The organism is Microcoleus sp. Pol8_D6, assembly GCF_036700965.1.
Classification (GTDB): Bacteria; Cyanobacteriota; Cyanobacteriia; order Cyanobacteriales; family Microcoleaceae; genus Microcoleus.
In genome coordinates, this window is the sequence record NZ_JAUBPW010000034.1 from 1 (window position 1) to 15,296 (window position 15,296).

Genomic DNA, 15,296 nt, shown 5'->3' on the forward strand with positions numbered 1-15,296 from the left:
AACTTATATTTAACTCACCTTGAATATATCGATCGCTCCTGCTAGTGGTCTGCGATCAATTATTCAGCAAACCCTATGATATGATAGAGAGTCTGTCTATAACTAAAACAGATCGTCCCATCTCCAAATCCCCCCCTCAGCCGTCGCTCTCAAAAAAATCAAATTTAGGAAAAAAAATTAAGGCAGAACTCTACATATAGAGGCAACAGCGCAACAGTTACTGCTATCAGTAGCGTTTCCAGCTTGTACCCGCCTAAATTTTAAAATTAAGTAGAAATTTCCACATAGTAATTTTTAGCTCAAAGGATTAGCATATAAGGGTGACAGAACATTATCATCCCCTAAACTCATTAAAAGATGGCCATTGGTTCAAGCTGATCTGTGGGGCGAGCTTTCAACACCTGCCTGCTGTACGGAATCTCACCTTGGCTTACACCTTAGCAGGCGCTGACTGTATCGATGTCGCGGCCGATCCCGCCGCCGTCGCCGCAGCGAAAGAAGCCCTACAAGTGGCCAGCGACTTACAGGCAAGAACTCAAAACCGCAGGTTTGGCGGCAAAGGGTTGCCGTTGCTGATGGTGAGTTTAAACGATGGGGAAGACCCGCATTTTCGCAAAGCCGAATTCAACCCAGCCGATTGTCCGGCGGACTGCTGGCGGCCGTGCGAAAAAATATGTCCAGCCGAAGCAATAGTTTTTCAGAGTGCTGGCAGTGGTTTTTCCGGGGTGATAGACCAGCAATGCTATGGCTGCGGTCGCTGTTTGCCGATTTGTCCGAGCCAACTGATTTATACTCGTTCTTACGTGTCTGCTCCCGCCGCGATCGCACCTTTAATCTTGCAATCCGGTGCGGACGCCCTAGAAATCCACACGCAAGTAGGCAGAGAGGCAGATTTTGCGCGACTTTGGTCGAGTATAGCTCCTTGGGTCGCTCAACTCAAGGTAATAGCAATTAGTTGCCCGGATGGAGACGGTTTGATTGATTATTTGCGGACACTGTATCAACTAATTTCCCCCCTTCCTTGTCCCCTAATTTGGCAAACAGACGGTAGGCCAATGAGCGGAGATATCGGAACAGGAACTACTAGAGCCGCGGTCAAACTCGGTCAAAAAGTTTTGGCTGCCCAGTTGCCGGGATACGTGCAACTTGCAGGCGGCACTAATGCTCACACTGTCAGCAAATTGAGAGCCGAGGGACTGATCGGGGAGCATGGGAAAAATTTGTCAATTCCTGATGCCCCAAAAATTGCAGGTATAGCTTACGGCAGCTATGCCAGGGTTTTGCTATCGCCAATTTTAGAACAGTTAGAAACAATGCAGACCGATCGAGCCTATGCCGTTCCGGTGGCAGTGGCGCGGCCAGGAGCCGGAGTTCAAACATCTCGGCTACCTCAGCTCGAAGCCGTCCCAGAACTTCTCTCACAGGCCGTGAGTTTAGCTTGTTCTCTAGTTTCCCAGCTCAAAGAATTTTAGTCCGTAGTCATTAGTCAGTAGTTAGTGGTTAGTAGTTCGTGGTTAGTAGTTAATTCCAACAACAACTGGCAACTGACACATAACAACTGGCAACTGGCAACTGACAACTGACCAACTGACTAAAAAGTTGAAAACGTCACCGAACACATCGAGGCGAATGCAGATTACAGACGACCTCAACAGATTATTAGACATCGTGCCAGATGAGATCCGGCAGCCCTTAGAGCAGCACCCGCAGCGCAACAATCTCATTGAGATTGTCATGGATTTGGGCCGCCAACCAGAAGCTCGTTTTCCATCCTTGGCCGAACCTCTTTCTCAAACGCCAGTTTCCAAGGCAGACCTCAACTATTGCATCGAGCGAGTCGGCCACTTCGGCGGCGACAATCGAGCCGGTATCGAGCAAACCCTGCACCGAATTAGCGCCCTTCGCAACCGCAGCGGCGAGATTATCGGCTTGACTTTGAGGGTCGGCCGCGCTGTGTTCGGGACGATCGGCATTATCCGCGATTTAGTGGAAACCGGTCAGTCAATTTTGATGCTCGGCCGCCCTGGGGTTGGCAAAACCACGGCCCTGCGGGAAATTGCCCGCGTCCTCGCCGATGACTTGGAAAAACGGGTGGTAATCATCGACACCTCCAACGAAATTGCCGGAGATGGAGATATTCCCCACCCAGCGATCGGTAGAGCTCGCAGAATGCAAGTTTCCCGTCCCGAACTCCAGCACCAAGTCATGATCGAAGCAGTGGAAAACCATATGCCGCAAGTGATCGTGATTGACGAAATCGGCACGGAACTCGAAGCTTTGGCGGCTCGGACGATCGCCGAAAGGGGCGTGCAGTTGGTCGGTACCGCCCACGGGAACCGGATCGAAAACTTGATGAAAAACCCGACTCTGGCAGATTTAATTGGGGGCATCCAAGCGGTGACGCTGGGAGATGACGAAGCAAGACGGCGCGGTTCTCAAAAGACGGTTTTGGAGCGCAAAGCACCGCCAACTTTTGAAATTGCCATCGAAATGCTGGAACGCCAGCGCTGGGTAATCCACGAGCGAGTTGCAGATTCGATCGACACTCTGCTGCGGGGACGCGAACCGAGCCAGCAAATCAGAAGCGTCAGCGAGACTGGAGAAGTAATTATCGAGCAGGAGTCGGCCACTCCCCCCGTCCGGTTTCCGGGGATGGCAGCTTCCAGCGGCCCGGCTGCGGTATCGGCAATCCGGCCCGTCACACCGATCTCAGGGTGGCGGAGTGCTGGCAAAATGGTGCCGATGCCCGCTCCCAGCGAGAACTTCGCTGCTAAAAGCGCGCCAGTTTCTGAGACTCGGTATTTCGAGCAACTGCTCGAAGAATCCCTGTCCGTCGAGCCGGTACCTAAGCCCGGACGTTTTTCCCAGAATGTCGGCCCTAACGGCGAAGATTTGCCCCTCCACGTTTATCCTTACGGCATAGCTCGCCACCAGCTCGAACAGGTGATTTCTACCCTGAACCTGCCGGTGCTGCTGACGAAGGATATTGAGAGCGCTGACGTGGTTTTGGCTTTGCGATCGAACGTTCGGAACCAGTCGAAATTGAGGCACTTGGCCAAAACTCGCCAAGTTCCCCTGCACACAATTAAGGCAGGCACTATTCCCCACGTAGCGAGAGCTTTGCGGCGGCTGTTGGACATGGATGATCCGGGTACCCCGGAAGTGGCAGACCTCGCCTTATTCGCCCGCAGCGGTTCTTCTGACGAGCTCGAAGCTCTCGAAGAAACCCGCTTGGCAGTCGAGCAAATTGTCATTCCCAAGGGACAGCCGGTGGAACTCCTGCCTCGTTCTCCCAACGTCCGAAAAATGCAGCACGAACTTGTGGAACACTATCACCTGAAGTCCCACAGTTTTGGGGAAGAACCCAATCGCCGCCTGCGGATATATCCAGCTTAAAGTTGGAGATTAGTGCCTTTGAAGGCAGAAGGTAGAAGGCAGAAGGGATATTCTTTTCCTGGCTTCTACCTTCTGCCTTTTGCCTTTTTCCTTTAAGTAGCTGGCAAGTTTCTGATATGATGTGGTGTAACACTGTTCTTGTTAAGGCGATCGGCTAAATTCCCGATTTATAATTCCCAATTCCCCAATTCCCCATTCCCAATACTTCTACTACACGAGCTTACAAGTTCCCCAATTTCCAATAGTTCAGCTACGCACTTCCTTCTGCTCCCTGCAGCTTTGCGAACTGACGAGCCGCAGGCTAGCAGCTATCCTCAGCCCAAACTCAGCACCAGCTCAGTAAAAGTTTCCACTTCCCAAATTATTAAATGAATGATTCCATAATTCAGCTATTTATTAACTTAATTACTACCGAAATTGGTGTGCGAATTAGAACCCAAGATCGGGCTGGTTTGTCTCATAAAATCATGACTCGAATGAGAGAAAAAAAAATTGCAGAACCCGAAAAATATTATCAACTTTTAACCGCCAAAACTTTTGAAAGTATAAATGAATGGGCAAAATTAGTATTGCTATTAACAACAACTGAAAGTTATTTTATGCGAGATAAAGGACAGTTTGCTCTGTTAAAAAGAGTAATTTTTCCTGAATTGATAGAGCAGAAAAGAAAGTTGCACAAGACCTTGGGAATGCAGCCGACACTGCGAATCTGGAGTGCGGGCTGCTCCACCGGTGAAGAACCTTATTCTTTAGCTATTGTTTTAAAACAATTGATTCCCGATTGGGAGCAATGGAAAATATTAATTTTAGGTACAGATATCAATGAAAAAGTAATCAAAAAAGCCCCCCAAGGAGTTTACAGTCATTGGTCGTTTCGCTTGGTTGAGCCGGAGATACAAAAGCAGTATTTTCATCAGAGGCAAAATGATTGGGAAATTAATCTAGAATTGCGCGAAAGTGTCAACTTTAGCTGTGTAAATTTAATCAAAGATGAGTTTCCTAATATTTACCAAAATCTTTATAACATAGACTTAATTTTGTGTAGAAACGTTTTTGTGTATTTTGAACATAAGTATATTTCACTGGTACTGCAAAAATTTTCCAAGACACTTAGACCTGGAGGATATTTAATGACCGGTCACGCTGAAGTTTACGGTCAAATTATGAACGAGTTTGAACCCAAGATTTTCCCGGAGTCGGTGGTGTATCAGCGTCGGGATGCAGTAATGGAGGAAGGCTCTCAAAAAGAGTCTAGGGTGGCAACGGTAGGGGAAGCCAACTCGGCATTTCGAGAATTCCCGAAAGCAGATACTATGGGCGATGATAGTGGTGAGTTGCTAACAGGGGAAACGATGCCACCTCGTTTTACTACTAACAGCAATTTTCCAGAGATAGAGATGCCGCCCGTATTAAACATAAGTAATCCGCTGGGGAAGATGCTGCCCTCTCCCTATCTGGAGGGCGGTTTGCCGAAAACTGCCGTGTCAGTTACAGAAAAAATAATAGCAGAAAATACTCAAACTAAAACGCCTCAAATGCTAATTTTAGAGGCTAAAAAATCCTTTAAAAATAAAGATTATGCTGAGGCTATCAACAAGGCACAAGAGGCAATAGACTTGCAGGGGCATAATTTTGATGCTTATTTTTTAATCGCTCAAGTTCAGGCAAATGCCGGCAATTATTCTCAGGCAATAGAATACTGTAATCGAGCTAGAAAAGTAGAGCCTGGATCAGTATATACTGATTATTTACAAGCTCAAATTGCTGAAGAACAGGGTCAATTAGAAACAGCAAAGAATTTATTAAAGAGGACTATTTATATGTGTCCATCTTTTGTTTCAGCTTATATAGAGCTAGGGAATATATACAATAAAGAAGGCCAAGTAAAAAGAGCTCTTAAAATGTACCATTCATCTTGTGAAATCCTGAAAGCGCTGCCGCCAAACACTCCCATAGATTCCCAGGGAAAAATGACAGCTAGTCAAGTGCTGATGAATGTTAAAAAAAAATTGTTAAAATTATACAGTAAAGAAACTGTACACTAAAATATGGAAACTAAACCGTATCTTATCTTTGAACAGAACGGTTTTCTCTGCGGTATAGAAGCCTGCTACGTTCGGGAAATTTTCTTTCTGCCGGAGTTGACAGCAATTGCAGAAGCACCTCCAGATATTGTTGGGGCGATCGACCTTCGGGGCGAAATTCTGCCCGTGATGGATCTGAATCTGCGTTTTGGATACGCTTGGCAGGAGTATGCTGTGACAGATAGTACGATCGTCATAGAGTGGCAAGAATCGAAAGTTGGTATAATTGTCAATCAAGTTCGCGAAGTTAAGGAACTCTCAGAAGAGGCCATTACTCCGCAGCTATCTTACGGGCGAGAGAATTCAGAAGCCTCTCATTATTTTGTAGCTGGACTAGCCCGCAGCGAAGCCGATATTATCATGCTGCTGAATCTCGATCACTTAATTAGATATTCTCCCGAAAAGGGAGAGGAAAGCTGGCCTGTTTCTCCAAGCAATGCAGGTAGTGAAGCAGCAGCAGGTGAGGCAGAGACGGAAAATTTACACGGGCAAATAAGTTCAAAATTGTTAGGTAAAAATCCTAAAAATTGGAGCAAGCGTCACGTTTTTTGCCCGCAGGCTACCCCGGAAGAAAAAGCAACTTTTAAATCGCGGGCTAATAATTTGAGGCTGCGAGGCGAGGGGGAAAATGATGCTGCAATTAATATGTCCCTGGCGGTTTTTGTTTTGAATAGCGAATACTTTGGTATTCATTTAGATCTAGTCCGGGAATTTACTGATATCAACCAAGTAACTCCGGTTCCTTGCACTCCCGATCGCATAGTGGGAAATATAAATTTACGGGGAGAAATTGTGACGCTAATTGATATTCGCAGTGTTTTAAATATGTCTTTAAATATGTCGGAGACTGCAAATTATCTCTCTAAGGCGATCGTTGTTGAAGTGGCCGATTTTGTCGCTGGTATAGTTGTTGACGAAATATTAGATATTATATACTTAAATGTGTCGGAAATTGCGGCTGTTCCGGCAGCACTGCATTCTGCCAACCGCGAATATCTACGGGGGACAGCTATTTACGGGGAAAAAATGATGGCTATTCTCAACTTGCAAAAACTGCTGACAAAAGGAGGAGTAGTTGTTGATGAAGAGGTTTGAATCCAGAACAGGACTTACGCAAAGTATATCTGTCATGAGTGCAGTGAACCATCTGGCTTGATACTTCATTTCCTTCGCAATCCCGATCCAACGCAGAGATCAAGACTGGTAATGAGCGGGACTTAGCATGAGAGAATTATCTTGAAATGCGTCCAGGACTAAAGAAGTTAGTTATACCACAATACGCTTGGGTTAAGCTCGATCTCCCTAACGAGCGGGCGGGCACGGGGGCACCGCCCCTACTAAGGCGGGGACAAGAACTTACTCAAAGTCCTAGCAACGATGCGGGGGATGCTGCAAGGAATCTCTGAGGAATAAATAGTTTTAACCCAAGCGTATTGAGTTATACCAAATCCGCTTTTCAAGCGAGATTTGACTAAGCAATCTAATTCGTGTATCTACTTTCTTAAATTAAGGAGAGAAATATGTTTTCTAATTTAATAAAATTAAATATTAGAAATAGGATGCTGCTGGCTTATGTAGCACCAGCAACTATATACTTGGGTTTTCCCGTCCTAGTTTATACAACTACTAATCAGGTTTTGAATAATTTTGCAGAAGTAGAAAGGATCGAAAATGTGATCAGACACACAAGTGATATGTCCGCAGGTGCTGAACAAATGGTACGGGGAATGCGCGGGTATTTAATTAATAAAAATCCGCAGTTTTTAAATGATTTTCAAACAGGTGGAGAATTAGCTCGCCAGTCGGGTAATAGTGCGGAGTTGAAGATGGAAAATCCTGAACAGAAAATTCGTTTAGAGAAGATGCTACAACTCTGCAACGAATATTATGATGGTTCTAACCAAATAGTTGTTTTATTACAACAAAATAAGAGAGCCGAAGCATTGGCTATATTTAATACAGGAAAACAGACAAAATTTGTGGATGAATTTGTGGAAGTAAATAAGCAATTTCGCGAAGTAGAAGTAAAAGCGATTAAGCAAGCTACAGAAAAAACGAAGCAATCTTTAGTTTTTTTGATATCGGCATTGGTATTTGGTTCCGTGTTTTTATTGGTGTTAGGTGCGGTTATAGCTTGGCTGATTTCATCAGGAATTGCCCAAACTATCGATCGGGCAATTAGCTCGATCGCCACTTCTTCCACTGAGATTGCAGCCACCGTGGAAGAACAGGAACGCATGGCAAGTCAGCAAGCAGCTTCCGTAAATCAAACTACTACTACAATGGACGAATTGGGAGCCTCTTCCAGGGCGACATCACAGCAGATAGAAACAGCCGTGGTTCAAGCAATGCAAGCTTTGAATTTAGCTGGAGGTGGCACAAAAGCTGTAGAACAAACTTTAGAAGCAATGGCAACTCTGAAAACTAAAGTTCAGGATATCCAAGGACAAATTATAGAGTTGAGCGAACAAACAGATCACATTGGTAATATCTCAAGTGTAGTTAGCGAGTTGGCTAATCAAACTAATATGTTAGCACTCAATGCTGCTGTTGAAGCAGTGCGGGCAGGAGAACACGGCAAGGGGTTTGGCGTGGTAGCCTCAGAAATTCGCAAACTTGCCGATCGCAGTAAAAAGTCAGGAGCGCAAATTAATCTATTAGTTGCTGATATTCAAAAGGCGATTAACTCAACGGTAATGGTGACAGACGAAGGAACTAAAACAGTGGAATCGGGCGTGAATATTGCCTCAGAAACCGCAGCGGCATTTGCAGGAGTTGCCAATGCCATTAACAATGTGGTTTTGAGTTCTCAGCAAATTTCGCTGAATGCCAAACAGCAATCGATCGCGATCGAACAGGTAGTGCAAGCTATGAACTCTCTCAATCAAGCCGCAGCCCAGACCGCTTGCGGTATAAGTCAAACTAAAGTCGGTACTCAAAAATTGAATGAAGCAGCCTTAGATTTGAAAGCAGTTTTGTAGGAGAGCAATGAATTATGAGTAGTTCCCCAAAAAGGTCAAATATATCCTTAAGAATTAAAACAATTGCTTTGGCGATCGACCTCGCTACAATTCCAGCGATATTAACGGGAGTAATAACTTGTTTATGGGCAAATGCAAATAAAAACCTAATATCAAATCAGTAGTGTAGTGAGTTGTGAGCTATTATTAGGGAGTTGTTATTTTTTCTTTATTACCACTTCCCAATCTTCAATACTTCTACTACCCGATCATACAATTTTCCAGTTCTCTATACTTAGACTATGCGAGCGTACAAGTTACCAGTAACCGATTCCCAGTAACTAATGATTAACAATTTTTTCCAAAAAATGCAGCATCGACTGTTGCTACTCCTAATTTTAAGTACCTTGATTCCCGTATCTATTGTTGGTTGGTATGGAATTTCTTCTTCAACAGAAGCACTGCAAAATTTAGCATTAATAACCCTTAGTGACAGTGTTAATTCCACCGCCAATCAAATGAGTAACAAATTGGAAAATCTGAGAGCCGATATTTTGTTTCTCCGCAAAACTCCCCCTGTTCAGGGAATGATTAGAGCTAGAGAAGGAAATGGATTAGACAAACAAACTAATTCAACTTATAAAGATTGGGTTTATCGAATGCAACTCACATTTTTATCCATGATGGAAGCCAAGCCATATTATATGCAATTGCGTTATATAGATAACAGTGGTAAAGAGATCGTGCGCGTAGATTCTGACGGCACAAATATCAAAGTTATTCCAGATTCTCAACTACAAAATAAAGCAGACACAGATTACTTCTCGGCAACTATGAAGCTAAAATCAGGAGAAGTCTATGTGTCTTCCTTAAATCTGAATAAGGAAAGGGGGAAAATAGAAATTCCTTATAAGCCAACAATTCGCTATGCCACTCCAATTTTTAATCCCAAAGGAGAAAGACAAGGCTTTCTCATTACGAATGCTCTGGGTAGCACTCTGCTCGATATGGTTAAAAATTTCAATCCTGAACTATCAGACAAATCTTTTATCTTAAATCAAGATGGGTATTATCTGGCTCATCCCAATCCTAAAAAAGCATGGGGATTTGAACTTAAAACTAAGGAAAATGTCAAAAATGATTATTCTGCAGACATTGTTGCTAAAATACTCTCAGGTGGTCAGGGAAATATTGATAATAGGGAGCTAGTGATTAGCTATAATACAGTTTTCCCCAGCAAACAAAATACAAATAATTTTTTAGTAATTGTGGATAGTTCACCCAAAAAGTTGCTATTTTCTTCCATCGATTCTCTTCAAAAAATAGCAGCCCTGATTGCTATTGTTTCCCTGGCTGTGGTGCTGGGATTGGGATGGTTTTTTTTGCAAAAAATTGTTGCTCTCATTCGGGGGTTGATTTACCAAATATCGTCATTTTCACTGCAAATAGAATCTAATATGAACCGACAAGAGCAAATAGCAAATAGACAATTTGTCTCGGTTAATCAAACAACTATAACTCTAGAAAATTTGGGCCGATCTTCTCAGCAAACAGCCGAGCAAGCTGAGTCTGTTGCCGTTGCTGCTCGCCAAGCTTTAAATCTAGCCGAAGAAGGTACTAAAAAGGTAGATCAAACTCTCAATCAAATGCTGAATCTTAGAGAAGCTGTGGTGGCAATTTCTAAGCAAAATCATCGACTCGACGACAGCACGAGTCAGATTGGCAATATATCGACTCTCGCAAGTTTGGTTAGCGATTTAGCTAGCCAAACTAATATGCTGGCTCTCAACGCCGCTGTTGAAGCAGTCAGAGCCGGCGAGTACGGTAAAGGTTTTGCGGTGGTAGCAAGCGAAATTCGTAAGTTAGCAGATGAAAGCCAACAAGCTGCACAAAAGATTAATGGTATTATTCCAGAAATTAAGGGTGCGATCGACTCCACGGTGAAAGCAACTGAAGATAGTCGCAAAACGGTTGCAGAAGGGGTGAAAACAGCACAAGATACGGCAGAAGCTTTTACGGGTGTGAGGGAAGCTTGCAATCTGGTGTTTGCTAGCAACCAGCAAATTTCATTTAATGTTAAACAGCAGGCGATAGCAATTCAGCAAGTAGGTGATGCCATGAGTTCTATGAAGGAATCCGCGTCTCAAACAGTCAGTGGCATTACTCAAGTTAAAATTGGTACTCAACAACTCACAGAAGCTGCATTTAATCTTAAAGAAGTAGTGTAGTCATGAGTCATTAGTAATGAAGGGAGGAGTTAACGAATTATCATTACCCTTAAGCCATAACCAATCAGCTATTACTTAATAACCTATATGATGATTGAAGATCAAGAACTTCGAGATGTATTTAAAGTAGCTAGTCAAGAACACTTACAGAAACTCGACGACGGATTGCTGTACTTAGAACAATATCCGAGCGACTTAGCTAAGTTAGAACAATTGTTGCGGGAAACCCATTCTCTTAAAGGTGATGCTGGGATGCTGGGAGTAAAAAATGTAGCATCTTTAGCTCATCAAATGGAGCATATTTTGGGAGCTGTCAAACGGGGAGAAACTCAACTGAATTCGGATATTAGTGATCGACTTTTGCAAGGTTTAGACGCCATGCGGAAACTCGTTAACGAAGCCGTTACAGGCGAAGATTCCGGCGTTAATACTTTTTACATCCTCGCTAGCATGATGGGTGCTTCTAGTCAGCCACAGCCACACGCTGCTGCCTCAATAGTAGATCCCTCATCTTCACAAGAATCAGAACAACCCTTGGTAGAAGCGCAATTTACTGAGCCTTCTACCAAAGAACTAGAAACAAATGTTGAAACTTCTGAAGTCCTTAACTTAGAGAAAAATTTTTCTTTTTTACCCCTACAATCCAAGCCAGAATTGCTACTGGAAGCTCAAAACTTGCCTGCACCTTCTGGGCCCGCCACTGAGTCGGCTTCGCAGTCGGCAGTTACTGCATCCTCAACCTCATCTTACCGCATTGAAACCATTCGCGTTGCTACTCAAAATTTAGACGATTTAATGACTCAAGCAGGGGAACTTACTGTCACAAAAACTCGGCTAGGACACCGAGTTGCAGATATCGAACAAATTACAACTTTGTGGGAAGAGTGGAGCAGAGAATATTTTGTAACGAGCTTGACTGTTGATCGGATGCAAATAGATGAAAACGGTATTAAAGCCAGCGGTAAATTTAGCCAATTGCAGGATTACTATCAACGTACAGAAGAACGTTTAGAACGTCTCGGAACTTTAGTCAACCGCTTGAGAAATCGAGTTTATGAAGATACTGCTAGACTCGAATTAATCACTGAGGCATTAGAATCAGGAATTCGCACTCTGAGACTTCTGCCTTTGTCTACTATTTTTAATTTATTTCCTCGAACTGTTCGAGATTTAGCAAAACGGGAAGGTAAAGAAGTTGCATTAGTGATTGAAGGAGGCGAAACTACAGCAGACAAACGCATTTTAGAAGAAATGAAAGACCCTTTAATGCACATGATTAGAAATGCGATCGACCACGGTATTGAAACTGTTGAGGAGCGGAAAAAATTAGGTAAACCTCCCGTGGCTACTCTCCGAATTAAAGGCTATAATATTGCTAGCAATATTATTATTGAAGTTTCTGATGATGGCCGGGGACTCAATCTAGAGAGCATTAAACAAACGGCTGTAAAACGTAATGTTTGTACGCTTGAACAACTGGCAGAAATGACCGATACTCAAGTACAATCTTTAATTTTTACTCCGGGTTTTTCGACCAAAAAATTTGTTACCGAAGTATCGGGGCGCGGGGTGGGTTTAGATGTAGTTCGCACTAATGTTGAAGCCCTAAAAGGTAGTATTCAAGTAGAGTCTTTACCGGGAAAAGGATGCACTTTGAGGCTGCAAATCAGCACGTCTTTAGCTACAGCAAATGTATTAATTGTCACAGTTGAAGACATTCCTTATGGTCTGCCAGTAGAGTTTGTAGACACGGCACAACTGGTGTCTCAGTCTGAGATATTTGCTATAGAAGGTAAGGAAACTATACTTTCAAAGGGTCAGCCTCTGTCAGTTGCTCATCTGACAGATTTACTAGCATTAAACAATAGAAAAGGGTGGCAAAAAAATCGGTATTTGATACCGGAAACCGGAAGCGAAATTTCGACAAAAAATCAAAACTACTTCCGAAATTCAAGTTCTTCAAAAATGCCTTGTATTGTTTTGAAAGTTGGGGAGGAAAGATTGGGATTATTTGTAGATGCTTTGATAGACGAACAGGATGTAGTTATGAAACCTCAAAGTCTATTGCTGAAACGGGTGCGAAATGTTTCGGGTGCCACAATTCTCGGTACTGGGGAAGTTTGTATGGTACTCAATCCCCACGATTTGATAAAATCTGTACGCCAGCAAGTTTCGTCCCGTGGGGTTTCTGGTGCGAGATCGCAACTTGAGACAGCCAGCAGAAAACAAGTTATACTATTAGCAGAAGACTCGATCGCCACGCGCACTCAAGAAAAACGCATCCTGGAAGGTGCGGGTTACGAAGTTGTGACTGCGGTAGACGGATTGGATGCTTTCCATAAATTAAAAACTCGCGATTTTGATGCTGTGATTTCTGACATACAAATGCCCAATTTAGACGGTTTGGCCCTGACTATTAAGATTCGGGAGCAAAAAGAATACAGTGAGTTACCGATAATTTTAGTGACATCTTTGGCATCGGATGAAGATAAAAAAAGAGGTGCTGATGCGGGGGCAAATGCTTATATTCCTAAAGGTACTTTCAATCAAGATGTGTTGGTAGAGACACTAAAAAGGTTAGTTTAGTCATTAGTCATTACTCCTTGGTTACGAGACATTTGTTATTTACTCCCAATTAGCAAGACCAAATATCCAGTGCCCAGTGCACCATTACCAGTGCATCGATGCCCAATGCCCAATACTTCGACTACGCGGTTACTGAGCGACTCGTGCTGAGCTTAGCCACTCGCCCTGCGCGGTTTGCCCGCTAAGCTTCGCCGAAGGAAAGTAAGTCGAAGGGCAGTACAAATGCCCTATTCCCCATTCCCCATTCCCCATTTCCCAGCAAACTGATGTTATCGCCCATTAAACTATTGTTAGTTGAAGATTCTCCAGTCGTTACGCTCGTCCTCAAACGAATTTTTGAGTCCTCGCCAGACATCCAAGTTGTAGGAACCGCTTGCAACGGATTAGAAGGACTAGAATTAATCCCCAAACTTCAGCCCCAAGTAATCTGTACAGATTTGAACATGGTACCAATGAACGGGTTAGAATTTACGGAAGAAGTAATGAAGAAATATCCGCTACCAATTTTAGTAATTAGTGCTTCAGTGCAAGCGAATGATACTCAGAATGTATTTCAACTGTTAAAGGCTGGTGCATTGGATGTTTTTCCGAAACCGATGGGCGGGTTGGTATCTGATTACGCTCGCCTAGCCAATCAATTAATAGCTAAAGTTAAAATCCTCTCAGGAGTTAAAGTATTTACACGGCATCAAAAAAAGATTCCAACAGAATATAATAATCCCATTGTGAAAATCAACCAAGCACCAGTTCCTAATTACAAATTCTCCCACGAAAATGTTAAATCTCCAACTATTAAAGTCTTGGCTATAGGGGCTTCGACAGGCGGGCCGCAAGCACTGTACGCGATTATTTCTAAACTCCCGGCTAGTTTTCCCGTGCCTATAATTTGTGTCCAGCACATCAGTGAAGGTTTTTTGCAAGGATTAGTTGATTGGCTGGGTAATGAATCGAAACTGCCTGTTAAGATAGCTTCTTTTGGGGAATTGCCACAAGCAGGGACTGTTTATTTTCCGCCAGAAAAACGTCATTTAGAATTGGACTCTCAAGGGAGATTTGTTTATTCAGAAGCTGCTCATGCTGCGGGGCACTGCCCTTCTGTAACGGTGACATTTAAGTCGGTAGCTAATTTTTATAGTCGGGCAGCAGCGGGGGTTTTGCTGACAGGAATGGGTAGAGATGGTGCTGACGGAATGTTGGCTATCGCCAGAGAAGGGGGGTTGACAATCGCCCAAGACGAAGCTAGCTGCATTGTCTTCGGAATGCCCAAGGAGGCGATCGCCCTTGGTGCCGCCCAATATGTTTTACCTGTCAGTGCGATCGCTCCCCTACTCCTGGCTAAATTAAAAATTTAGGACTTACCTCGCAAATAGTGCAGAATGCCCCGCCCCTCGACTTGTTAAAGAAGTCGAGGATCACAGAGCGCGATCGCAACTTTTTCGTTCATTCATTACTCAAATTACTTGATTAATTACTCAAAACAGACTTTTTTTCCTAAGTCCGATTATTTGATTTTGATAAACTTACCAATTACCTCGCGCAACTTATCGGCATCAAACGGCTTAGTTAAATACTCTGTTGCTCCCGCCAAACGCCCCTGTACCTTATCAAATGCTCCATCTCGCGCTGTCAGCATTACGATTGGCAAATTCTGAAACTGAGGCAAGCTCCGCACCGTGCGGCAGAGTTCCAATCCGTCAATACCAGGCATCGAAACATCCAGCAACAAAACAGAAATTTGTTCGTGATAAATCGTTGACAAAGCATCCACTGCATTGTCGGTTACGAGAACTCGAAACTCTTTGCTTAAGGCCTGTTTAACAAGTCCTTGCATTACGACGCTATCATCAACTGCCAAAATAGTTGGTACTTGACTGCTACTTGCAGACATATTCTTCTCCCTGTTTATTTATAGTTCTTGAAAATACAAAACATACTTCGTTCAGTTATTTTTTGAGCGTTGCCTCTACCCAATAATTGTCAACTCCGTTGGAGCGTTAGTTGAAACTTTACCCCCGTTTTTTTACCTCAAACTCGAAAAAAGG

Annotated in this window: 9 protein-coding genes; 8 read left to right on the plus strand and 1 reads right to left on the minus strand. The window is 43.6% G+C overall.

What is annotated here, in order from left to right; genetic code table 11:
* The first annotated feature begins 320 nt into the window (after nucleotides 1-320).
* From ldpA to cheB, 8 genes are all read left to right on the plus strand, one after another.
* Nucleotides 321-1,472, plus strand: coding sequence for a circadian clock protein LdpA (gene ldpA / locus QUA10_RS15330; RefSeq protein WP_333083426.1), 1,152 nt, complete (start codon nucleotides 321-323; stop codon nucleotides 1,470-1,472).
* 157 nt (nucleotides 1,473-1,629) lie between these two features.
* Nucleotides 1,630-3,396, plus strand: coding sequence for a R3H domain-containing nucleic acid-binding protein (locus QUA10_RS15335; protein WP_333083425.1), 1,767 nt, complete (start codon nucleotides 1,630-1,632; stop codon nucleotides 3,394-3,396).
* 476 nt (nucleotides 3,397-3,872) lie between these two features.
* Nucleotides 3,873-5,441 (plus strand): CheR family methyltransferase, encoded by a 1,569-nt coding sequence (locus QUA10_RS15340; protein ID WP_333083424.1) that lies wholly within the window; start codon nucleotides 3,873-3,875, stop codon nucleotides 5,439-5,441.
* A gap of 3 nt (nucleotides 5,442-5,444) precedes the next feature.
* Complete coding sequence (locus tag QUA10_RS15345) at nucleotides 5,445-6,575, plus strand: chemotaxis protein CheW (RefSeq protein WP_333083422.1); 1,131 nt, start codon at nucleotides 5,445-5,447, stop codon at nucleotides 6,573-6,575.
* A 425-nt stretch (nucleotides 6,576-7,000) separates the two neighbouring features.
* Nucleotides 7,001-8,461, plus strand: a complete 1,461-nt coding sequence (locus QUA10_RS15350; protein ID WP_333083420.1) for a methyl-accepting chemotaxis protein — start codon at nucleotides 7,001-7,003, stop codon at nucleotides 8,459-8,461.
* A 323-nt stretch (nucleotides 8,462-8,784) separates the two neighbouring features.
* Nucleotides 8,785-10,668, plus strand: a complete 1,884-nt coding sequence (locus QUA10_RS15355; protein WP_333083419.1) for a methyl-accepting chemotaxis protein — start codon at nucleotides 8,785-8,787, stop codon at nucleotides 10,666-10,668.
* A 90-nt stretch (nucleotides 10,669-10,758) separates the two neighbouring features.
* Nucleotides 10,759-13,254 (plus strand): hybrid sensor histidine kinase/response regulator, encoded by a 2,496-nt coding sequence (locus QUA10_RS15360; RefSeq protein WP_333083432.1) that lies wholly within the window; start codon nucleotides 10,759-10,761, stop codon nucleotides 13,252-13,254.
* A 266-nt stretch (nucleotides 13,255-13,520) separates the two neighbouring features.
* On the plus strand, nucleotides 13,521-14,606 hold the full coding sequence (gene cheB / locus QUA10_RS15365) for a chemotaxis-specific protein-glutamate methyltransferase CheB (RefSeq protein WP_333083418.1): 1,086 nt from the start codon (nucleotides 13,521-13,523) through the stop codon (nucleotides 14,604-14,606).
* A 149-nt stretch (nucleotides 14,607-14,755) separates the two neighbouring features.
* Here the strand turns inward: cheB and QUA10_RS15370 are convergent, their stop codons facing one another.
* Nucleotides 14,756-15,142 carry a response regulator gene (locus tag QUA10_RS15370; protein ID WP_015175702.1) on the minus strand — a complete coding sequence of 129 codons (387 nt, stop codon included), beginning with the start codon at nucleotides 15,140-15,142 and terminating at the stop codon, nucleotides 14,756-14,758.
* Nucleotides 15,143-15,296: the final 154 nt, after the last annotated feature.

Excerpts from the sequence above, each read along its gene's own strand:
- QUA10_RS15355 (WP_333083419.1), top strand. The coding sequence starts at position 8,785 with ATGATTAACAATTTTTTCCAAAAAATGCAGCATCGACTGTTGCTACTC.
- QUA10_RS15345 (WP_333083422.1), top strand. The coding sequence starts at position 5,445 with ATGGAAACTAAACCGTATCTTATCTTTGAACAGAACGGTTTTCTCTGC.
- QUA10_RS15370 (WP_015175702.1), bottom strand. The coding sequence starts at position 15,142 with ATGTCTGCAAGTAGCAGTCAAGTACCAACTATTTTGGCAGTTGATGAT.
- QUA10_RS15335 (WP_333083425.1), top strand. The coding sequence starts at position 1,630 with ATGCAGATTACAGACGACCTCAACAGATTATTAGACATCGTGCCAGAT.
- QUA10_RS15350 (WP_333083420.1), top strand. The coding sequence starts at position 7,001 with ATGTTTTCTAATTTAATAAAATTAAATATTAGAAATAGGATGCTGCTG.
- cheB (WP_333083418.1), top strand. The coding sequence starts at position 13,521 with ATGTTATCGCCCATTAAACTATTGTTAGTTGAAGATTCTCCAGTCGTT.
- QUA10_RS15360 (WP_333083432.1), top strand. The coding sequence starts at position 10,759 with ATGATTGAAGATCAAGAACTTCGAGATGTATTTAAAGTAGCTAGTCAA.
- QUA10_RS15340 (WP_333083424.1), top strand. The coding sequence starts at position 3,873 with ATGAGAGAAAAAAAAATTGCAGAACCCGAAAAATATTATCAACTTTTA.